The 22090-nt window shown below is 43.5% G+C and carries 23 protein-coding genes; 14 read left to right on the top strand and 9 right to left on the bottom strand.

Going from position 1 to position 22090, the window contains the following annotated elements; all coding sequences use genetic code 11:
• The first annotated feature begins 22 nt into the window (after positions 1 to 22).
• From GSF08_RS00340 to GSF08_RS00360, 5 genes are read left to right on the top strand one after another with little or no spacing between them, the layout of a single operon-like run.
• The gene (locus tag GSF08_RS00340; protein WP_160623889.1) at positions 23 to 991 is read left to right on the top strand and encodes an SIS domain-containing protein; all 969 of its coding nucleotides are present in this window, start codon (positions 23 to 25) and stop codon (positions 989 to 991) included.
• A gap of 35 nt (positions 992 to 1026) precedes the next feature.
• Complete coding sequence (locus tag GSF08_RS00345) at positions 1027 to 1884, top strand: PfkB family carbohydrate kinase (RefSeq protein ID WP_160623890.1); 858 nt, start codon at positions 1027 to 1029, stop codon at positions 1882 to 1884.
• Positions 1865 to 2677, top strand: coding sequence for a fructoselysine 6-kinase (gene frlD / locus GSF08_RS00350; protein ID WP_249805773.1), 813 nt, complete (start codon positions 1865 to 1867; stop codon positions 2675 to 2677). The genes GSF08_RS00345 and frlD overlap by 20 nt, the downstream gene beginning before the upstream one ends.
• Positions 2678 to 2688: 11 nt before the next feature.
• Entirely contained in the window at positions 2689 to 3549 is an 861-nt protein-coding gene (locus GSF08_RS00355; protein ID WP_160623891.1) for an amidohydrolase family protein, read from the top strand.
• Positions 3542 to 3970: a secondary thiamine-phosphate synthase enzyme YjbQ gene (locus GSF08_RS00360; RefSeq protein ID WP_160623892.1), complete on the top strand. Its 429-nt coding sequence runs from the start codon at positions 3542 to 3544 to the stop codon at positions 3968 to 3970. The genes GSF08_RS00355 and GSF08_RS00360 overlap by 8 nt, the downstream gene beginning before the upstream one ends.
• Before the next feature lie 131 nt (positions 3971 to 4101).
• Here the strand turns inward: GSF08_RS00360 and GSF08_RS00365 are convergent, their stop codons facing one another.
• A complete protein-coding gene (locus tag GSF08_RS00365) occupies positions 4102 to 4554 on the bottom strand; it encodes an MFS transporter (protein ID WP_160623893.1) in 453 nt (150 codons plus the stop codon).
• Between the two features lie 164 nt (positions 4555 to 4718).
• On the opposite strand from GSF08_RS00365, the gene GSF08_RS00370 reads away from it, so the two are divergent.
• From GSF08_RS00370 to GSF08_RS00400, 7 genes are all read left to right on the top strand, one after another.
• Complete coding sequence (locus GSF08_RS00370; protein WP_160623894.1) at positions 4719 to 5447, top strand: GntR family transcriptional regulator; 729 nt, start codon at positions 4719 to 4721, stop codon at positions 5445 to 5447.
• A gap of 354 nt (positions 5448 to 5801) precedes the next feature.
• Positions 5802 to 7250: a YfcC family protein gene (locus GSF08_RS00375; protein ID WP_160623895.1), complete on the top strand. Its 1449-nt coding sequence runs from the start codon at positions 5802 to 5804 to the stop codon at positions 7248 to 7250.
• A gap of 245 nt (positions 7251 to 7495) precedes the next feature.
• Positions 7496 to 8581 carry a 2-aminoethylphosphonate--pyruvate transaminase gene (locus GSF08_RS00380; protein WP_160623896.1) on the top strand — a complete coding sequence of 362 codons (1086 nt, stop codon included), beginning with the start codon at positions 7496 to 7498 and terminating at the stop codon, positions 8579 to 8581.
• Positions 8578 to 9711 carry a phosphonopyruvate decarboxylase gene (gene aepY, locus GSF08_RS00385; protein WP_160623897.1) on the top strand — a complete coding sequence of 378 codons (1134 nt, stop codon included), beginning with the start codon at positions 8578 to 8580 and terminating at the stop codon, positions 9709 to 9711. Before GSF08_RS00380 ends, aepY begins: the two co-directional genes overlap by 4 nt.
• 5 nt (positions 9712 to 9716) lie before the next feature.
• On the top strand, positions 9717 to 11012 hold the full coding sequence (aepX, locus tag GSF08_RS00390) for a phosphoenolpyruvate mutase (protein WP_160623898.1): 1296 nt from the start codon (positions 9717 to 9719) through the stop codon (positions 11010 to 11012).
• 106 nt (positions 11013 to 11118) lie between these two features.
• The gene (locus GSF08_RS00395; RefSeq protein ID WP_160623899.1) at positions 11119 to 11568 is read left to right on the top strand and encodes a MarR family winged helix-turn-helix transcriptional regulator; all 450 of its coding nucleotides are present in this window, start codon (positions 11119 to 11121) and stop codon (positions 11566 to 11568) included.
• Positions 11558 to 12325, top strand: a complete 768-nt coding sequence (locus GSF08_RS00400) for a sulfite exporter TauE/SafE family protein (RefSeq protein ID WP_160623900.1) — start codon at positions 11558 to 11560, stop codon at positions 12323 to 12325. Before GSF08_RS00395 ends, GSF08_RS00400 begins: the two co-directional genes overlap by 11 nt.
• A 120-nt stretch (positions 12326 to 12445) precedes the next feature.
• On the opposite strand, the gene GSF08_RS00405 is transcribed toward GSF08_RS00400, so the two are convergent.
• From GSF08_RS00405 to GSF08_RS00425, 5 genes are all read right to left on the bottom strand, one after another.
• The gene (locus GSF08_RS00405) at positions 12446 to 14149 is read right to left on the bottom strand and encodes a phospho-sugar mutase (protein WP_160623901.1); all 1704 of its coding nucleotides are present in this window, start codon (positions 14147 to 14149) and stop codon (positions 12446 to 12448) included.
• 59 nt (positions 14150 to 14208) lie between these two features.
• Complete coding sequence (locus tag GSF08_RS00410; protein WP_160623902.1) at positions 14209 to 14475, bottom strand: phosphocarrier protein HPr; 267 nt, start codon at positions 14473 to 14475, stop codon at positions 14209 to 14211.
• Positions 14476 to 14587: 112 nt separating this feature from the next.
• A complete protein-coding gene (locus tag GSF08_RS00415) occupies positions 14588 to 15049 on the bottom strand; it encodes a 2-thiouracil desulfurase family protein (protein WP_160623903.1) in 462 nt (153 codons plus the stop codon).
• Positions 15050 to 15052: 3 nt separating this feature from the next.
• The gene (locus GSF08_RS00420) at positions 15053 to 15793 is read right to left on the bottom strand and encodes a YaaA family protein (RefSeq protein ID WP_160623904.1); all 741 of its coding nucleotides are present in this window, start codon (positions 15791 to 15793) and stop codon (positions 15053 to 15055) included.
• Positions 15790 to 16611: a leucine-rich repeat domain-containing protein gene (locus GSF08_RS00425; RefSeq protein ID WP_160623905.1), complete on the bottom strand. Its 822-nt coding sequence runs from the start codon at positions 16609 to 16611 to the stop codon at positions 15790 to 15792. Before GSF08_RS00425 ends, GSF08_RS00420 begins: the two co-directional genes overlap by 4 nt.
• A 447-nt stretch (positions 16612 to 17058) precedes the next feature.
• Between GSF08_RS00425 and GSF08_RS00430 the strand changes: the two genes are divergently transcribed.
• Positions 17059 to 17559: a sigma-70 family RNA polymerase sigma factor gene (locus tag GSF08_RS00430; protein ID WP_160623906.1), complete on the top strand. Its 501-nt coding sequence runs from the start codon at positions 17059 to 17061 to the stop codon at positions 17557 to 17559.
• Between the two features lie 20 nt (positions 17560 to 17579).
• Here the strand turns inward: GSF08_RS00430 and pcp are convergent, their stop codons facing one another.
• The 3 genes from pcp to GSF08_RS00445 form a co-directional block, all read right to left on the bottom strand.
• A complete protein-coding gene (gene pcp / locus GSF08_RS00435) occupies positions 17580 to 18215 on the bottom strand; it encodes a pyroglutamyl-peptidase I (RefSeq protein WP_160623907.1) in 636 nt (211 codons plus the stop codon).
• Positions 18212 to 18799: a TetR/AcrR family transcriptional regulator gene (locus GSF08_RS00440; RefSeq protein WP_160623908.1), complete on the bottom strand. Its 588-nt coding sequence runs from the start codon at positions 18797 to 18799 to the stop codon at positions 18212 to 18214. Before GSF08_RS00440 ends, pcp begins: the two co-directional genes overlap by 4 nt.
• 231 nt (positions 18800 to 19030) lie before the next feature.
• Positions 19031 to 20215: a M20 metallopeptidase family protein gene (locus tag GSF08_RS00445; RefSeq protein WP_160623909.1), complete on the bottom strand. Its 1185-nt coding sequence runs from the start codon at positions 20213 to 20215 to the stop codon at positions 19031 to 19033.
• Between the two features lie 159 nt (positions 20216 to 20374).
• On the opposite strand from GSF08_RS00445, the gene GSF08_RS00450 reads away from it, so the two are divergent.
• Positions 20375 to 21781, top strand: coding sequence for a YfcC family protein (locus GSF08_RS00450; protein WP_160623910.1), 1407 nt, complete (start codon positions 20375 to 20377; stop codon positions 21779 to 21781).
• Positions 21782 to 22090 lie beyond the last annotated feature (309 nt).

The raw sequence follows: 22090 nt of genomic DNA on the forward strand, positions 1-22090 counted from the left end.
GTATAGGAAAAGGAGAATGAATATGAATGCAAATGAAGTAATTACAAAGGTGTTAAAAGAAAAAGGCAGTATCAAACAGGTTTATTGGGTAGCATGCGGCGGATCTTTGATCGATCTGTATCCGGCACACTGTCTGTTGAATGCAGAAAGTGCGGAAATTGAATCCGGCTGGATTACCGCAGCGGAATTTAATCTGACGACGCCTAAGAAGGTTGGAAAAAACTCATTGGTGGTTGTCTGTTCACACTCTGGAAATACCCCGGAAGCATTTGAAGCAGCAGTCAAATCTACTGAACTGGGCGCTTCAGTTATTACCTTAACTGATAATGCCGGTTCTAAATGCGATGACAGTCGTTTTATCACTTGGGTGTATCCTTGGGGTGAAGGCGTGCCGACTAAAGAAGTGCCGATCGGCATTACCCTGATGCTGGCAGCTGAGTTGATCAAGGCACAGGAAGGCTTCCCGAAATACGATGTCCTGGCAAAAGCCGTAACCGATATCGATCCGATCATTGAAAGTGCAAAAGTAAAAGTAAATAATGAGCTGGGTGAAAAATTCGCTGATGTATGTGAAAAGCATGACTTTTTCTACATTTTAGGAAGCGGTCCCAACTTCTCACAGACCTATGGATTCGCTATCTGTTCCCTGATGGAAATGCAGTGGCAGCACTGCTCCTACATCAACAGTGCCGAATACTTCCATGGTCCATTTGAATGTACTGAAAACGGTGTATTCTACTTCTTACAGAAAGGCAGCGGTGTTAACCGGGTATGTGATGAACGTGCTGAGGCCTTCTTGAAAACGCATACCGATGCATATATGGTGCTGGATGCTATGGAATACGGCATGGATAAGCTTGATGCCAGCGTCCGTGACTTTGTTGAACCGGCATTGTTCTATGCAATGAATGTGGAGCTTCGCGCAGCCCGCGGAAAACGCTTTGATCATGATCCGGAAACCCGTCGTTACATGGGCATTGAAAAGTATTAAAAAGATCAAAAACATTTAAATAGGAGAAAACAATTATGACATATCATGTAAATGTGTTAGGCTTTGGCGATAATGTTGTTGATAAATATGAACATCTCAAAACGATGTACCCTGGCGGTAATACGGTAAACTTCGCCGTCTACGCGAAAATGTTCGGCGCGCAGCGCGCAGCCTACATGGGAATCTTCGGTGATGATAAAGAAGCCGAGCATGTCATCACTTCCATGCAGGAAGAGGATATTGAATTGATTAAATGCCGTCAGGTTGTCGGTGAAAACGGATGCGCACGGGCAACGGTAATTGATAATGACCGGGTTTTCCTGGGATCCAATGAAGGCGGCATCCGCGGTGAAATGCTGTTTGCCCTAGATCGCTTTGATATGGAGTATGTGAAACAATTTGATTTGGTTCACAGCGGAAACTACTGCTTCACGGAACGTCAGCTGCCAAAAATCAAAAAAGCCGGTGTCCCGATCAGCTTTGACTTCTCAGATGATTCCACTAAGGAATATTATGAACAGATTGCACCAATGGTTGATTATGCCTTTATGTCTTGCTCAGAGATGAGTGAAGCGGACGTAAAAGAACACCTGAAAATGGTTGTAGGACTGGGTCCTAAATTTGCTTGTGCGAGCCGCGGTGCCGATGGATGCATCGCTTATGACGGCAAAGAATTCTATCATCAAAGCGCAAAGCCGGTTGAAAATATTGTTGATACGATGGGGGCCGGTGACAGCTTACTAACCTCTTTCTTAGTAGGTTATGTTGAGAAAGTAAAAGATGGCAAAGCAGGACCGGATGCCATCCGTGAATGTCTGGACAAGGCAGCTGGATTTGCATCTAAGATTTGCGGCGTAGCGGGTGCATGGGGACATGGAAAGATCTATGAATAAACCAACAGCGATTGCGGTTGGATTCTCATGTGTGGATATTTATGAAAAATTAGATAAATTCTATCCGACGGGAAATGGTGTGGACTGGGGAGTCCACCTTTCTCGTATGGGTATCCCGGTGAGCATTCTTTCCGTAGTAGGTACTGATGCCTACGGCGCAAAAATGAAGGAAGCATTAACCAAAGAAGGCTTTGATATCTCACATCTGCGGACGGCGCAAGGGGAAACATGCAAAATGCTGATGGATTTGAAAAACGGTGTTGACCGGGTTCATTTAGAAGAGATTGAAGGGGTTATGAAAGACTTCGCGCTCAGCGAAGAGGATAAGGCATACATTAAAACCTTTGACTATATGCATACCGATTTATTTGGAAATGTACTGCCGGATTTAAAGGAACTGCATGAATCCGGAATTCAAATTGTCATGGATTTCTCAACCTTCAGCGATGAGGATGAATTTCATGCGAAAGACTGTTTTGAATACGTCGATTATGCATTCCTGTCTTATGAGCAGGAAGATGACTATATTTTACAGCATATTAAGAACATTCAGGCTCACGGTCCAAAAATTGTAACCGCAACGCTCGGGGAAAACGGCAGTGTCAGCTACGATGGCAAACAGTACTATCACTGCGGTATCGAACCGGTTGAAGTGGTAAATACCGTAGGTGCTGGTGATTCATATATTGCCGGGTTTACGTACGGCATTATGATGGGATGGGATATTCCCGCCTGCATGAAAAACGGCGCGCATACCAGTGCCGGTGTCATTACAAAGTTTGAACCTTACTAGGAGGTGAAGCTATGATTATTGATATGCACATTCACCCAATTTACTATGAGAGCATCTGCGGTGATCCAAACGAAGAAGCCTTTCGTTCCAAAGCGTTCGGAGTCTATAAACAGGCACCTTACGGCTATGAGGAAATGTTTGCGGAAATGGATTATGCAGGAGTGGACAAGGCGGCCCTGCTTCCCCTCGATCTAACCACCACCGAGGGCGGAGCGGTTGTCACCAATGAGCAGATCGCAAAGATCATCAGCGAGCAGCCGGATCGTTTTATCGGATTTGCCAGCGTTGATCCGCGCCGCAAAGATGCGTTGGAGGTACTTGATCGAGCTTTCGGCACCCTCCAGCTGAAAGGCTTGAAACTAAACCCGGCCAAGCAGCATTTTTTCCCGGACGATCCAATCATGAAGCCAATTTATGAGAAATGTCTGGAATATCATAAACCAATCATTTTTCATGCCGGTCTAAGCTGGGAGCCGAATGCAGTTACGGAGTATGCGCATCCGCTGAAATTTGAACGGGTTGCCATCGAGTATCCGAATCTGCGCTTCTGTCTGGCTCACTTTGGATGGCCGTTTGTTCGGGAGACAGTCATGCTGATGATTAAATATCCGAATGTCTATGCCGATACATCCCTTTTGTATCTGGATTCTCCCGAAGCATCAATGAAACGATTATTTACCATAGACATGGGCCCTTTATGGGCAGACCGCGCTTTAGCTAAACAGATCATGTTTGCTTCAAACGGTCCGCGTTTCCGCCAGTTCAAACTATTGAGAGGACTGAAGCAGGTGGAAATGCGCGATGATACAAGACAGAATATCTACTACCGCAATGCGCTTGCTTTCCTTGGAGAGGAGGATGCATATGACTGATTTACACACCCTATCCTGGATGAGCAGGAAACCGGAAGAATTCCATATGATCACCGATGAGGTACATCATATCGTATCCGAAAGTCCGATAAAAAACGGAATCGTCTTAGTCATGACCGCCCACACCACCACCGGCATCATGGTCAATGAAGGCCTCCCTTGTGTAGAAACGGATATTATGGATACCCTCACCCGTATGGTTCCGGAAGATAATAACTATATGCATGCACACTTTTTACCATCGTATGGCGCAACCGGCAATAATTCAGTAGGTCACATTCGCAGCATGATCTGCGGAAATCACTGTATCTTTCCGGTAAAGGATGGAAAGATCATATGCGGAGGCGCCCAGGATATCTACCTAGTAGAATTCGACGGGCCGCAGACCCGCAAGGTTTATATACAAGTAATGGGAGAGTAATCTCCCTTTTTTATGTCCATGAAAGAGGGTGGTGTTCTCTTTGGTGGTATCATCCCAAGCATATGTATATAATTGAAATATACTACTGTGATCATTCATCCTGATACAAAAAAACACACCTTTCGGTATGTTTAGGAAGCTAATTTACGATATTCCTTTAAAGAAAGAACTTTTTTACCGTTCTGCTGATACTCAGCAGCCTTTTGTTCCTTAATGATCTCGCTGGCTTCCTCGATCAGATCGTCATCGCGAAATAAATATTTTGGAAGCGGTGCGTCCGGGTGTTTCCGCTGCCAGTTACGTTTTGCAAGCATCACATAGAGACGCCACAGGGCAATCAAAGCAATCAGTGCACCAAATCCTCCAAACGGTGAAAATAAGCCGTACTTAGCGGTTACCAGCCAGCACATCTGTAATCCGATATAAAAGAACATCCCGCTGTAATTATGGCTCATATGTTCATTAATTAGTGCTGTTGCTACCGGAAACTCTGCTTTTTCATAGCGGAAATGCACCCCGTCGTCCTGTACACTGCGCGTCCCGATAAAGATCGGGGCCTGGATGAATTTACTTTCCTGTTCCATATCATTCTCCTATAACACGTCATATAACATCATATCTTAAACAGAGTATAGCACACCTTTTCCTGCTATGGCAAGTATGGAATTATGATAAACTTGTAAAAACAGGATAAATCCAGTATACTTGGGTTATAAATGTATATTTTTTCATAAGGGAGTGGGATACAATGAAGTTAAATGAAGAATCTTTAACACCGCTTTATCAGCAGCTGATGGAAGACATCAAAATTGCGATTGAAGAAGGCAAGTATAAATATGAGGATAAAATACCATCTGAGCCGGAGCTCAGTGAATCATACAGTGTCAGCCGCATCACGGTGCGCCGGGCAATCGATGAATTGTGTAATGAGGGTTATCTTATTAAGAAGCAGGGTAAGGGTACCTATGTAAATAAACCCAAGCTGCTGCGTAAAATAGAACAAGCAGATGATGTGCAGAGCTTTTCAGCCGCATGCCGGGCCAACGGTATGAAGCCGGGAGCGAAAGTCATCGGCATACAAAAGCTTCCTTCCCGTAAGGATGAACAAAAATTCATGCATTTGGATGAGGGAGACAGTGTCCTGTATCTGCAGCGTGTATTATCTGCAAACGGCGAACCGATCATGCTGGAAAACAATTATTTCAACTATGAGAAGTTTCATTTTCTGGAAAATGAAAAGCTGGATAAAACATCGCTGTTTTCGTTGCTGCGGGAAAAATATAACATTGACCCATCATCAACTAAGAAGTGTACGTTAGAAATTGTACGGGCTACCAGTACCAATGCCAAGCTGCTTCATGTTGCAGTAGGCGAGCCGCTGTTCTTCATGACTGCCTACTTTACCGATGCCTCAGGCACGCCGCTGTTCATTGGACGGCAATACATCGTAGGCAGCCGCTACATGTTCAATATATAAACAAGGGTCTGCTCAATAGCAGACTTTTTTTATGGATTAGCTTATGGAATAAAATCCCCTCGATTTCATCATAAATAGGTTTTTGAGACGAAAATATGATAGGGGTTTCATTTTTTAACTATATAATCTTGACAAACGTCTTGACTACTGGTATTTTATATATAACGATATATTACGTCTTAGCTCATATTAGCACATCATAGGAAGGGCCGCTTCTATCCATCATTGCCTGGACAATGTGCTGATAAGACGAATCATGAAGATGATTGCGTTATCGTTCGCCGATTCTGTTGGCTGTATGGCAGGATTCAATAAGTAATACATACAGTAAAGGGAAATAGAGGAGGAAAATTTATGACGACTGAAGCTGTAACCCCAAAGAAGAAAAAGAAAAAGTTTGAGTTACCCCACGTCTATACGATCGCATTTGGATTGATCATCTTCTTTGCTATCCTTACATGGGTCGTGCCAAGCGGTTCCTTCGATCGCAAGGTTGTTTCGACGGCAGCCGGTGATCGTGAAGTCGCTGTTGCAGGTACGTATCATGAAGTAGCGAAAGTTGATAAGGATGGAAATGATCTGCGGCAAGGTGTTGATGCAGTATTGATGGCACCGACCAAAGGTATCCAGGCCGCTGCGGATGTTGTAGCATTCGTTTTATTAATCGGAGGAACATTCCAGATCATCACAAAAACAAATGCTATCAACGCCGGTATGAGCCGTGTTATCAAGAAGTTAAAGGGCAAGGATATTATGATTATTCCAATCGTTATGACCTTGCTGAGTATTGGCGGCAGTACCTTCGGTATGTCCGAAGAAGCATTGCCGTTCTATGCGATTTTCATGCCGATCATGATGGGTCTTGGATATGATTCCATGACCGCCTTCATGATCTGTTTCATGGGACCGCAATTAGGTTATTGTGCATCGACCGTGAACCCGTTTAACGTATTGATATCTCAGGGTATCGCCGGTATTTCCGGTAATCCGCAGTTATGGTTCCGTGCCATTCAGTGGGTGATCTTCACGGTTCTGGGTATTATCTGGGTTATGTGGTATGCCCGTCGGGTTAAGAAAAATCCAAAATCATCAGTTACCTATCATGATGATATTGAAAAGCATAAGGAATTTTCCGTTAATGAAAGTGACGTTGATATACCGTTTACCACCCGTCACAAATTGGTTCTGCTGGTGTTTGCCGGCGGCATGGGATTGATCGTCTTTGGCTTGCTGAATTACGGCTGGTACATGGATGAAATCAGTATGGTCTTCCTTGGCATGGGGCTTTTAGCCGGTATTGTCGGCGGCTTACGTGAAAAAGAAATGGCTGAACAGTTTGTAACTGGTATGAAAGACTTCGCTTATGCGGCTGTTATCATCGGTATCGCCCGCGGTATCTTGGTCGTTGCCGAAGGCGGTATGATTATTGATACGATCCTGAACTCGCTAGCTACCGTATTGGCAGGAGTTCCAACCTTCATTTATACAACGATGATGTATATTGCGCAATCTATCTTAACAATCCTGATTCCATCCTCTTCTGGATTAGCCGCTCTGACAATTCCAGTTATGGGACCGCTTACCGAACTGATGGGTGTTAACCCGGAAGCATCAGTTACTGCCCTGCAGTATGCAAATCAGGTTATGAACACCGTCAGCCCTACAGCTGGTATGACAGTTGCCGGATTGGCAGTATGTAAGATTTCATTCCCACAGTGGTGGAAAACTTGTTGGAAGTTTGTTCTGTTATTAACCTTATTAGGATTGGTATTTACCGCAATTTCCGGTATGCTTCCAGTATAAAAGACAAAAAGAACCCAATTGGGTTCTTTTTTTGTTCAATTTTCATATATAACATTATCTTTTTGTACAAATTATAGCCTTAGGGGTTGTTTTTTTGTGCCGCACGGACTATGATGTATCCATAAATGTACATTTTTATATATTATTTTAATAAAATGAACGTTTTTATAAGGGTTATTCTATTTAAATGTATTTATTGTGAATAATATTATATTTTATGAACATTAGAGAGGAAAATCAAGACTATGAAGCAAGCAATTTTATTTACTCCGGGACCGCTGAATACTTCATCAGAAGTAAAACAGGCGATGCAGTTGGATTTGGGAACCCGTGATCAGGAGTACATGGATCTGGTAAAGACAATACAGCATTCACTATTGGATATTGCCGAGGCGGATTCAGATGAATATGCATGTACCCTGCTTCAGGGGTCGGGAACGTATGGTGTGGAAAGCGTGTTGACGACCTGCATCAGCAAGCAGGATCATTTATTGATTCTCGCCAATGGAGCGTATGGGCAGCGAATGGGTCTTATCGCTCAGAAAGCCGGTCTGCCGTATACGCTGATAACGTTTGATATGCTTCATCCGATTCCCCTAGATCAGGCAGAGGATTATATCAAGGAAGCATCTTTCACGCACGTTGCGTTTGTGCACAATGAAACAACGGCGGGAATTCTGAATCCGCTGAACGAGCTGTATCAGCTGGCATCCCGCTATCACAAACAGGTAATTGTCGATGCTATGAGCAGCTTCGGTGGAATCCCCATTTCGCTGCGGGAAACCCCGGTTGATTATTTGATTACCAGCAGCAATAAATGTCTGCACGGCGTTCCGGGCATTGCCATTCTCTTTTCCCGCATTTCTTCACTTGAACAATGTGCAGGCAACTGCCCGTCGTTATCGCTCGACCTTTATGAACAGTATCGATTCATGAAGGATAACGGCGGATTCCGCTTCACCTCACCTACTCATGTGCTATTGGCCCTTCATCAAGCGCTGCATGATCTTCAAGCAAGCGGCGGTGTGCTTATGCGTAATCAACGATACTGTAACTTGCAGAAGCGTATTTCCGGCTTTATGCGTGAACTGGGATTTCAGCTTCTGGTCGAGCCCGCTTATCAGGCTCCGATCATTACTACCTTTGCGATTCCTGATACCATTTCTTTTTCATCACTCTATGATGCTTTAAAACAGCAGGGCATTCTGCTGTATGCCGGTAAGCTTCCGGGAATAGAAGCCTTCCGCATCGGCAATATCGGAGAACTAAGTGATGATGATATTAGCTATTTTATGACTTGTATGAAACAGTATATGGAGGAAATTAAATGAAACTGGAACACTTTATCAAGCAGCTTCAAAGCCTGTCGATAACCACAGTAACCGGAATCCCGGATTCCCAGCTGAAAGTCTTCTGTGACTATATGAATCATGAAGGTAAGGAAATTTTCAACCATATCGTACCTGCGCATGAAGGAGCAGCGGTTGCGATCGCGGCCGGCAGTTATTTAGCCACCGGTCATCCAGCATGCGTCTATATGCAGAATTCAGGTATCGGAAATGCTTTGAATCCGATTGCTTCCCTGATTCATAAGGACGTGTATGAAATACCGATGTTGTTTTTGATCGGATACCGCGGTGAACCCGGTATCAAAGATGAACCACAGCATATCTTTCAGGGGCGCATCACCGCTCCGTTATTCGATGTGTTCGAAATACCCTATGCGTTTCTGGGAAAAAACACTTCAAATAACCAGTTGGATACGATTTTTCAGGAAGCAGGCAAAACCCTTTCTTCAAACCATCCATACGCCATCATCGTCGAAAAGGATGCATTTGCCAAGGAAATATCACATCCTTATCAAAATAAGTTTATGATGAAACGAGAACAAGCAATTCAAATCATTCTCAGTAAGCTGGATCATGATACGATTATCGTATCAACGACCGGAAAAATATCCAGAGAAGTTTATGAACAGGGAAAACGCCTTGGGCTAGAAGACGGACAGTGCTTTTTAACCGTCGGCTCGATGGGCCACGCAAGCATGATTGCCTATGGTATTGCGCTGCAAAAACCAAATCGCAGGGTGATCTGTCTGGATGGAGATGGGGCAGCGTTCATGCATATGGGCGCCTTAAAATTTCTGGGAACAGAAAAACCTGCCAATCTGATTCACATCATCTTTAACAATCAAGCACATGAATCAGTCGGCGGAATGCCGATCGGTGCTCCTGATAGTGATTGGACGACAATAGCCGCAGCCTGCGGCTATCCCAACACCTGCCGTGTTCAAAATGAAACTGAATTACATACGTGCATAGATGTATTACTGCATCAGAAAACTCCCGCCCTTTCCCTGACCGAAGTGCAGGTCGCACTTGGCTCGCGAGACGATCTGGGACGGCCCAAAGAAACGCCGATCGAAAACAAGTTGATGTTTATGAAGAAACTGAAAGGATAAAGATTATGAAAAATGTATATGTCTGTATGAGTACCGATGTCATCCATGAAGGACATCTTCATGTTTTAGATAAAGCGAAATCACTTGGCAGAGTTACCGTCGGTGTATTGAGTGATCAGGCAATGGTTCGGTTTGATCGCTTTCCGACTATTTCATTTGAGGAGCGCTGTCATATGATTCAGGAACTGCCACAGGTTGATGAGGTTGTTCCTCAAACCACTATCTCCTATCGCGAGGTGCTGATGAAACGAAAACCGGATTATGTCGTACATGGCGATAACTGGCGAAGCGATGCCTTACAAAGTGTACGAAATGAGGTTATTGAGCTTTTACAGGAATGGAGCGGTGAGCTGATAGAAATCCCTTATACGCGAAATCCCCAAGTAAAAGCAATTGATAAGCATATGAAGGAAATTCTGGCAATGCCGGAATACCGCCGCGGACGGCTGAAAAAGCTGCTGTCACTGCGGCCGATCGTCAAAGCTTTGGAAGTACACAGCGGACTGACCGGATTAATTGCGGAAAAAACAGTCGTCGCGCATGATGGTGAAATCGATCAATACGATGCGATGTGGATTTCCAGTCTCTGCGATTCCACAGCGAAAGGCAAGCCTGATATCGAGCTGGTTGATATGTCCAGCCGAATGCGTACGATCGATGACGTCATGGATGTGACCACCAAACCAATCATTCTCGATGGCGATACCGGCGGATTGATCGAACACTTCGTGTATAATGTAAGAACGATGGAACGAATGGGTGTTTCAGCAGTTATCATCGAGGATAAGGTCGGCTTGAAGAAAAATTCACTGTTTGGCAATGAGGTTGTTCAACAGCAGGATACCATTGAAAATTTCTGTGCAAAAATTCAGGCTGGCAAGCAGGCACTGCGTACCGATGAATTTATGATTATCGCACGAATTGAAAGTCTGATTCTGGAACAGGGCATGGAGGATGCAATCGCCCGAGCCGCCGCTTATGTCGAGGCCGGTGCAGACGGCATCATGATTCATTCACGGCGCAAGGAGCCGGATGAAATATTCGAATTCTGTCGTCGCTTTCGCTCCTTTGATAGTACGACACCAATTATCGTAGTGCCAACTTCCTTCAATTCGGTAACGGAGGCAGAGTTCATCAAGCATGGTGTCAATCTCGTTATCTATGCTAATCAGCTGACCCGCAGTGCTTTTCCGGCCATGCAGGAAACTGCAGTTGAAATATTGAAAAATCATCGGGCAAAGGAGACTGACAGTCACTTAATGCCAATCAAAGAAATCATCACCCTGATCGATGAAATTTAAACATCAGCCCTGTTTAAAAAGCAAACGGGGCTTTTTCTTTGCTTGACTTTCCAAAGGAATAGATTACAATATATATTGTTCTATTTAGAACTATAAGAGGTGTAACATGCAAGTATCCTTTATTGAAACCATATCTCTGGTTAAGCGGCTTTATGACCAGAGCATGCTGCCGGCATGTACCGCTTTTTCCATTACCCGTATGGAGCTGGACATTCTGGTTTTCCTTGCCAACAACCCGCAGCACCGTACCGCTACGGATATCATTGAGCATCGAAGATTGACCAAATCTCATGTTTCATCCGCACTGAAAGTGCTGGCAGAAAAAGAGCTTGTAATAAAATATTATGAAAAAGATAATCGCAAGACGGTTTACCTGAAGCTGACCGCTAAAGCAGCGCCGATCATCGCCTGCGGACGTGATTGCCAAAAACAATTTACGGAAACTGTCTTCAGCCATTTTTCGATACAGGAAAAAGAACAATTCGCAAAACTTAGCAGCAAACTGATTCAAAACATTCAATTATCATTAACGGGAGGAAATACGCATGCTGTATAAAACTTTCATATGCTTTCTGGCTGGTATCGGCGCTGGTCTGGGAACTGGTTTTGCAGGAATGAGCGCCGCAGCCGTTATCAGTCCTATGCTGATTACCTTTCTGGACGTTCCTGCCTATGAAGCGGTAGGCATCGCCCTTGCAAGTGATGTTTTAGCAAGTGCCGTCAGTGCCTATACATACGGCAAACATAAAAATCTCGATATCCGCAGCGGTATGGTCATGATGATTACAGTTCTCTGCTTCACCCTAGTGGGAAGCTGGGTATCCAGTCTGCTGCCGGGAACGGCTATGGGTGGTTTTTCAGTCTTTATGACGTTGCTATTAGGGATTAAATTTATTGTGCGGCCGGTGTTAACTACAAAGGAAGCAATGGCCGATGTCAGCGTGAAAAAGCGAATCCTTCAATCTGTACTTTGCGGTACTCTGATCGGTTTTATCTGCGGATTTGTCGGTGCTGGCGGCGGTATGATGATGCTGCTGATACTGACCAGTGTACTGGGCTATGAATTGAAAACAGCAGTCGGCACCAGCGTTTTCATCATGACTTTCACTGCATTAACCGGTTCTTTAAGTCATTTTACCATCGGCGGAGCTCCTGACTTCTATATTCTGGGCGCCTGCATCATCTTTACCCTGCTCTGGGCAAGAATTGCCGCCAAATTCGCCAACCGTGCTGATCCAATTATCCTGAATCGAGCCACCGGCATTGTCTTAACCATTCTCGGCGCGGCAATCATCGCGGTTCAATATTTGTAAAAGCCTGTTTCCGCAGGCTTTTCTATTGCTTGTTTCACCATCCCCGCAAGGGATGATAAGAAACTGTTTTCATTCATCCATAAAAAAACAGAACGATAATACGTCCTGTTTTCTCGCGTTTTATGATGCTTCACTTAATTCTTTCATAGCAGAAACAAATGCTGTGGTTTTATTTGCCGCATCTTGCTTATCCTCACCTTTTACACAGTAATAAAATTTACATTTCGGTTCCGTACCGCTTGGACGAATTGCGATCCAGCTTCCGTCTTTCAGATAAAATTTCAATACATCTGATTTTGTAAAGCCGCTCAGCGTTGAAACATTGCCGTTTTCTTCCACGATTTGTTCTTTATAGTCTTCAAACCGAATCACTTTCTGATCAGCAATCAAGTCCGGCTTGGAAGTACGCAGATCACTCAGTATCTGTTTGATGCGGGCTGCACCTTCCTCCCCTTTCAACGTCAAAGAGGTTTGACTTTCCTGATACGTACCAAATTCATCATACAGATCATTCAGTACATCAACTAGTGTTTTACCTTTCGCTTTATAGAATGCCGCTGCTTCCGCAAGCATCAGACAAGCCTGTGGAGCATCCTTGTCACGGACAAATGGCTTGATCAAAGAACCATAGCTTTCTTCATAACCGAATACATATTGTTTTTCCTTGGTAACTTCATATTTCGCAACCTTTTCACCGATGAACTTAAAGCCGGTCAAGGTCTTTTCGGTCTCTACATTATATTTTTTAGCGATAGCCTCTCCAAGGTCACTGGTAACCACAGTATTGAACATAACCGGATGCGCGGGCATTAGATTTTTATCACGCAGCTGAGAAAAAATGTATTCAATTAGGACAGATCCGCTCTGATTACCGGTAAGCAGTACATATTCACCGTCATGCTTAACCCCGACTCCCATACGATCGGCATCAGGATCGCATACCAATATAATATCGGCATTTTCCTTTTCAGCCAGTTTCAGTGCGAGCTCATAAGCCCCTTTTTCTTCCGGATTCGGAGTCTTTGTCATCGAAAAATTCGGATCAGGAGTACATTGCTCTTCCACCGCAACATACTGATATCCGCTGCGGTTAAATACTTCCTTGACCGGTATATTCGCAGTCCCATGCTCCGGAGTAAATACGATCTTCACCAATGACTTATCAACATCCGGATTCAACTGGATACTGAGTACTTCCTTATAATACGCTTCATCGATATCATGATCGATCATTGTAATCAGCTGTTTTTGGGCTTCGCTCAAAGTCGGATGGATATCCAGCTCATCCTTTACCATATTGATATTTTGAATCACCTTTTCCACAAGCTCTGGCACCAGCTGACAGCCCTTATCATCATACAGCTTATATCCATTATATTCTTTCGGATTATGAGATGCTGTAATCATAATCCCGCCGGCACAGTGGAGATAACGAACCGCAAAGGACAACTCCGGAGTTGGACGAAGCGATGTAAATACATATGCGCAAATGCCGTAGCTTGCCAGCACTTTTGCTGAGGCCATCGCAAATTCGTAGGACATGTGACGATTATCATAACCGATTGCAATCCCTTTTTTAACCGCTTCCTCTCCCTGTTCTAATATTGTTCGGGCAAATCCGTCAGTTGCCTTATTGATGGTGTGGACATTGATCCGGTTGGTTCCGGCTCCTAATAGACCGCGCATACCGGCTGTTCCAAAATCAATATTTGTATAAAATGCGTCGGCTTTCTCTTCCTCATTCATTTGTGCCAATTCCGCTTTCAAATTCGGATCGATGAAAGGATGCTGATACCAATGCTGATAAGATTCCTGAATAGACATAATTACTCCCCTTTCTGTCTTTCTTTACAAAAAAAGATGACGTTCGCCATCTTTTTTTATTAACCGATAATTTTCTGTGCGCGCAATACTTCTTCGATGGCCGCAATTGCTGAATCTTCGTCATCACCGTCACAAGAAATTGTGATTTCAGAGTGAGTAGGAATTCCCAGGGACATAACTCCCATGATGGACTTCATGTTAACCTCGCGTCCCTTGAAGGACACGTTCACTTCACATTTAAATTTGCTGGCCGCATTAACCGCTACTGTAGCAGGACGTGCGTGTAATCCTACTGGATCAATTACATTTACAGTAATCTGTTTCATCGAATGATTCCTCCTATTAATTCTCTTCTTTTTCCTCTCTATTCTAACTCATTTTGGTAACACTTACAATCTTATTTTTGCTTTTTTCCCTGGATAATAGGAAAAACAATCATTATTCATTAATTTTATCATAAACAGCCAGAAACATGGATATTTTTTCCGGTTCATTCCCGCTGAAAACTGGAAAATCATTCCGTTTCAAAGCGTTTGCGGTAATTCCCTCGCCTGGAATCAGACGACCGCTGAAGGTACCGTCATAAATACTTCCGCACCCGCAGGATGGGCTGCGTGGCTGCAGAATGGCCAGATCAATCTGTTCCCTGCATGCGATAGCTACTGTACGCTCTGCACCCAGCATATACTCCTTTGTCACATCTTCCCCGTCCGCGTTCATTACCTGACTGCCGCAGCGTTCCGCACAGGGCCTTGGGGTGGACAAGCCGCCCAGCTGTTCCGGACATACTGAAACAACTTCATGATCTTTTATGAGCTCCAAAAGGATTTCATTTCGATTGTTGCCGCCGTTGTATTTACAGTTTTGCCCTAATAAACAGGCACTCACCATTATTTTCATCATTTACTCCTTTATGTAGACATATCGTTTTTCATCTGATCGAGCTGAACAAAAACAAAAGCCATCAACCTTTATTTGCCTCAAATCTTCCTTCTGTTTCGGCTGCATACGGATAATTTCATGAAGCATTGCACCCCGTGCCGCTTTGATCGCCGTACTGATCGCTTTGGGGACTCCGTTTTTCATCACGTAAAATTCAATTCTTACATACTGATCACTGTTCCTGATAGCTTCGCTGATCACTTTACTATATTCTTGAGAGGCCAAATCAACCAGACAATCATCCCGCAAATCACTTTCCAAACGATCCTTCCAGTATTCATACAGATTATGAAAGTGTCCCAGTGTCAATGGTGCCTGCATCTCCAAGCGATACGGATGCACGCAGTCGAGCGGACGAAGTGAACCGTATAAACCGGATAAAATACGCACATGATCGTTGGCATAAGCCAGCTCCTGCGCATGAAACGTTATCGGCTTTAAAGCCTGATACTGGATTCCATGATAGGTGAATATCGCTGGATTTCCCATCGTATCCCATGCCCATTCCTCATATTCGCGCATACTTTTCCGGCCCAGCTTTTCACTTATCCGACAAAAGTTGCAAATCGCCTCCAGATCCAATCCGCGCATATATTCATAAAGCGCCAGCGTCGCCTGCGGATAACGCGGCATCTGGACAATATCACCATAGGCATAGGTAAACTCTTTCATTGTTTTAGCCGGCGATATAACATACTTCATCCTGATTCCTCCTCATCTGTTTTCTCATAGAGACCGGTCTCAAAATCCTCATTTTTCATATGCATGAGATCTGCTTCATCTAAAATCAGCTGATCAATATAAAATAAACGGTCATACCAACAATCCAGATCCATCTGCAGATCATTATCAAACAGATTCAGATACAGGAGATTTTCCAATGTTGAAAAACCTTCCAGATCCGAAATATGATTATGTTCCAAATGAAGAATTTCCAAATTCAAACAGTTCAGCAGCGGGCGATAATCTGAAATCTCATTATACGCAAAATTTGCTTCCGTCAGTTTCTTCATGCCGGCAGTAAAGGAAAGATCAATGATGCCATTATGCTCAAGAATGCAAATCTCTAGTCCTACACAGACCTTCAGCGGCGTCGTGTCCATAATTCGGCAGGAGCAGGCACTCAGCATACGCAAATGCCGAAGTCCTGATAATACATGTATATCTTCAACCAGCGTATGATCCAGATCGAGCACTTCCAGATTCGGACAATTCTGAAGCGGGGTCAAATCCACGATTGGATTGCCCATTAACACCAGTGAGCGAAGCTTTGGGACATAATGAAGCTTACGCAGATCGCTTACCTCATTCTCGGCAAGTGACAGCTCCTGTAAATTGGGAAAGAATTTCAAAAAATCCAAATCCCGGAGCTCCCTTCGAAAAACGGAAAGTGAGGTTACCTTTGCAAGTTCCTTTGTATATAATTTTTTATGAAACATACCTTTTCCAAACTGCATCAGAAATTGCTGATACAAAATTGGATTTTGGATTCCCTGTTCATCGTTCGTAATAACCGGCATTGTATCCCTGCTCCCTAAGATTCTTTTAAGATACTGTAATTTTACCTGATTCTTTTCTAAAAAACCACTGAAAACCTTTCTATGCCGATTAAAGCAGTGCCTATTAAAAAGTATTCTGACGACAAATTTTCAAGTCCTATCTAAGCTTGCCGAAATAATCAAAAAATAATTCATTGTCTTTTTTTATTTACAAAAACACAAAACAAAGCTTCGAATAACCCAGCTTTCTTTTCGATTTTTTAAAAAAACACTCTAATATGCTTTTATTAGATATGTCCATAAAATTTCATATTTTTGAAACCTTTCCGAATCTCAGTACATATTTGTCTAAAAACCTTGACTTGTTTACAATAATGCGTTAATTTTATGGTAATACCATATGGTACAAGGTTCGGCCGATAATCGATTTCTCTATTATCCGTGACAAATCATTTGAGAGGATATTCCGTGTATAAAATCAGTGAGGGACAGCTGCTTCATTTCATCAAGGAAAATCAACAGAAACTGTATCGTTTTACCGCCATGTATGTGCGAAATGAAGAAGATGCAAAAGACATATTGCAGAATACTATATTGAAGGCCTATCGCAAGTATCATCAGATACGTTCAGCCGATACATTATCCAGTTGGTTTTATCATGTCCTGATTAATGAATGTCTGCTTCACATCCGTAAAAGCAAGCGTCGTGAGGATACACAGGAGATGGATGTATTCTCAATCAAAACAAAGGATACGCTCCAACAGGAACAGCTTTGGGATATGATTCATCGACTGGATGAAAAATCGCAGATGATCATCGTGCTGTGCTTCTTTGAAGAACGAAAGCTGAAAGAGATTGCCGCAATCATGGATATGCCGCTCAGTACGGTTAAAAGCCGTTTATATAAAAGTTTGGAAGAACTGCGCGTCTTTATGGAATATGAAGATACCTGCATAAAAAGAAAATGAACACCGACCGTGTTCATTTTTTATTGGAAGGTGCCTTCCGTTTGTTTCACATCCTCATCCAAAACCCGCAGTGATGCGATTGCTGCAATCAGCCCCCGCACTATATCAGTAAGCGTCATACTGGGCTGTCCTGGCTTTGCCTGTGATTCCAGCAGCGGAACATGCAGAAAACCCGACTTTGCTGAAAGACCACTTTCTTTCAATAGATGCGCTGTAGCATAACAGACATGGTTGCATACAAAAGTACCGGCGGTATTTGATATATCGGCAGGGAGATGTTCGCTGCGAATGGCCTGCACCATGCGCTTAATAGGAAGCCGGCACAAATAAGCATCCGGTCCGTTCACCGCAATCGGCTGATCGATCGGCTGCTCCTGCATATTATCCGGAATACGGTAATCGTCAATATTAATACCAACTCGTTCAACGGTGATAGCGTTGCGGCCGGCAGCCTGTCCGATCGACAGTACTACATCCGGCCGGTACTGAAACACGAGCTGTTCAATTTGATTCATTGCGGCTCTTTTGGCCGTCGGAATGATTTTCTTGATTATTTCCATTTCTTCAATCCGGTCGGGAAGCTGCTGAACCGCTTCCTGCGATGCATTGATTACATCGTTGCCAAAGGGTTCAAATCCGGTTACCAAGACTTTCATCGCTTGGTCACACCCGCAATAAAATAATCCATGACAGCATGCATTTTTGTTTTTAAATCAAAGTTACCGTTTTTAATTGACCAGTCAAACAGTACCCCGCGGGCACATACAAAGAAGTAATCACATAACTCAGCCGCTGACCGTTCATCGATCAGCTTACCGCTCTTTTGGTAATATGCAATCATTTCTTCAAGCTGCTTTTCAAAATCCTGATTGCCCTCCAGCACGCTTCTTCCTGAAGGATTGCTGAGCATTTGCGCAAATTCTAAACCAGGTTCCTCATTCAGCCTCGCATACTGCTGGAAATATCGCTGAAGCACAGAAACCATATCCTCCTTGGTAAGATCAATATTCCGAAATTCTTCAAAATAATCCTCAGCGTTAATAAACAATTCTGTATACAATTCCAGTTTTGATTTATAGTAATGATAAAAAGTTCCGACACCCACACCGGCTTTTTTTGCAATTTCTTCTACGGACACATTATGATAACCGTATTCCTTAAACATTGTAACACCTGTTTTATAAATTTTCTTTTTTGTGGCAATCGCCTGCTTCTGCCGTGAAGTAAGTTTTTTTTCCATACTACCACTCCTATCTGTATCATCATACCATTATTAGGTAAGAAAATACAGTATATAAGATGGATAAAAGCTCTTAACAACGCTTTCTTTCAATATAAAAAAGCTCACTGAAGCAAGTATCAGATACGGCTACTATATTTTCTTTTCAACAATAATTTTATACTCATTTTCAGGCTTTTAAAACAAAAAAAGCATACAAAGATATCTTTGTATGCCAGAAAGAGAGGCAAATTAATGATTTTTCAGCCATTCAATAGCTGCGTTCACATACATGGCAGTTCCCTTATAGAAAACTTCTTCATTGAATAAAATATGGGGATTATGATGCGGATACAGATAACCTTCCTCAGCTGTTCCGCTGCCCAGCATGAAGTATGCTGTCGGTGCATTTTGTGAGATCACACTCAGGTCGTCTGATCCGCTCATCGGATATTCCAGTATTTCACATGGATACTCCATCATATCCTCGGTATAGGCGATCAGTTCCTCTGTAAGCTTTGGATCATTGTAAACACTCGGAATGCCATGCATAAATTTCACATCCGCCTTTGCGCGGAATCCTGCTGCGCAGTGTTCACTGATCTCCCGGATCCGATCCTTGAATGCGGTACGGGTATTTTCATGTGTTGTTCGGATTGTACCGGTTATTTTGGCTTCATCCGGAATGATATTTGCGGCATCACCAGATTGAAAGCTGCCCACAGTTAAGCATGCCTGTTCCTCCGGTGCCAGCTCCCTGGCAATCAGATTTTGCAGCCCTTCATAGATATGAACAGCTACATTGATCGGATCTACTCCCAGGTTGGGCTGTGAGCCGTGGGTTCCGCTTCCCTGCACTGTAATTTCAAAAGTATCACTAGATGACATCATCGGTCCTTTACGGATATTGATACTGCCGCTTGGATAAGAGCCGGACATGATATGCAGCGACATGACTGCATCAACTTTCGGATTTTCCAATACCCCGGCTTCCAGCATAACATCACCACCGCTGATTCCGGTCGGTGAGGTGCCTTCCTCATCCGGCTGAAACATAAGCTTAACCGTACCATTCAGCTCCGCTTCATGCTGCTTCAGGATTTTAGCGGCACCCAGAAGCATTGCCGTATGGGTGTCATGCCCGCATGTATGCGCACGTTTTTCTTTTGAACGAAACGGCAGATCCGTTTCCTCTTCCATCGGCAGCGCGTCCATGTCCGCTCGCAGCATAATCGTTTTTCCCGGTCTGCCTACTGTCGCGGCGATGCCCGAACGGCAGATCATCTTCGGCTCATAACCATATTCAGTAAGCTTTTCCATAACGAAACGGCAAGTATTTTCTAAATCGAATCCACATTCAGGATGTTCGTGCAGATAACGTCGATTTGCGATAATCTCAGCTTCTAAAGCCTTTGCTTCTTCTAAAAATTGATGCATGAGAATTTCTCCTTTCAAATTTTCCTTTTGGGTGTTGTCTTTTTCCATGACGTATGATAGAATACGTTCATGGAATTAATTCGGTGAATTCATTCTATAAAACAATTGGGATTCTGTCAAGAGGAAGAACAAAATTTATTTTGGAAAGGAGTTTCTTCGATGGAGAAGACAAAGAAAAAATCATTTAAGATGCCCACCGCCTTTACCGTTCTCATCGCATTAATCTTTGTGATCGGTATCATAACCTGGTTTATACCAGATGTAAAGAGCGCAAAAGTTTCAGACTTGCTGATGGCTCCGGTTTCCGGATTCAAAAGCGCATTGGATGTTTCCTTATTTGTATTAGTACTTGGAGGTTTTTTAGGGGTTGTTACAAAAACAGGTGCACTTGATGCTGCTATTGACACCGTTGTAAAAAAACTGAACGGAAAAGAATTATATATGATTCCTATTCTGATGTTCTTGATTTCACTTGGCGGCACCACCTATGGAATGGCCGAAGAAACCATCGCATTTTACGCGCTGGTAACCGCCACAATGGTAGCTGCCGGATTTGATTCTCTGGTGGCTGCTTCGACAATCCTGCTAGGTTCTACAACGGGAGTTCTCGGCTCTACCGTGAACCCGTTCGTCGTATCTTCCAGTATGGCCGCACTTGCCGATTCTGGAATTCAGATCAATCAGAGTGTCGTGATTATCGTCGGTGCGATTTCATGGATCACCTGCTATGTACTAGCTGCAATCTTCGTTATGCGCTATGCTAAGAAAGTGAAAGCGAATAAAGAAGCGACATTACTGACCGAAGAAGAACAGAAAGCCGTCTTTGAAAAATACGGCGGAGAGGAAAGCGAAAGCAAAGAAATTGTATTCACCGGAAAGCAAAAGCTGGTCATGGTTCTCTTTGCTGTTTCCTTTGTGATTATGATCATCGGTGTTATCCCTTGGGAAAACTTCGGTATCACAATCTTTAAGAATACCGATTTCCTTACCGGTGCCCCATTGGGTGCATGGTGGTTTTCTGATTTATCAACATGGTTCTTCCTAATTGCTATTATTACCGGATTGGTATATGGTTTGAAAGAGCATGAAATTGTATCCTCCTTTATCAGCGGTGCCAGCGATCTTATGAGTGTTGCCTTAATCATCGCCGTAGCCCGCGGTATTTCCGTGGTTATGTCCACAACCGGTTTGGATATGTATATCCTGAAAGCCGCTTCCCAAGCGCTGCAGGGTACAAACTCTGTACTGTATACGGGATTTGCCTATATGGTATATCTGCTGTTATCCTTCTTGATTCCTTCAAGCTCCGGCTTGGCTACTGTAACAATGCCAATTATCGGGCCGCTGACTCAAAGCTTGGGATTGGCACCGGAAGTTGCGGTATGTATTCTGAGCGGATCATGCGCACTGATCAATGCCGTAACCCCGACCAGCGGTGTGCTGATGGGCGGTATCTCAATTGCCCGAATTGAATATTCAACTTGGTTAAAATACATTTGGAAAATTTTCTTATTGCTGTTAGTTGTCCACATTCTGATTCTATCAGCTGCTATGGTAATTTTCTAAATCAATACCATGCACGTAAGCCGTTCGAGGAACGGCTTTTTTTGTTTTATTATGATATCCTTTCCTCCCCTCATCATAATGGCATTACAAATGATAAGACAATCAAATAGAATAACAGATCAGTATATCCGTTTCATTCTGATAAATTGGTAAACGCATTAAAGCAAGCCAACGTAAGAAAGACCATGGAGAATCCCTTCAATACGCTTACTTGAGGGATACCAAACATGAAAAGATTATGCTGATGCAAAAGGAGTACAGACAAGGCTTCATCAAAAAGCTCTTTTAGGGTCATACATTTTACAAGTC

Origin of the sequence: Copranaerobaculum intestinale, assembly GCF_009831105.1 — a bacterium.
In the GTDB taxonomy this organism is placed as follows: Bacteria; Bacillota_I; Bacilli_A; order Erysipelotrichales; family Erysipelotrichaceae; genus Copranaerobaculum; species Copranaerobaculum intestinale.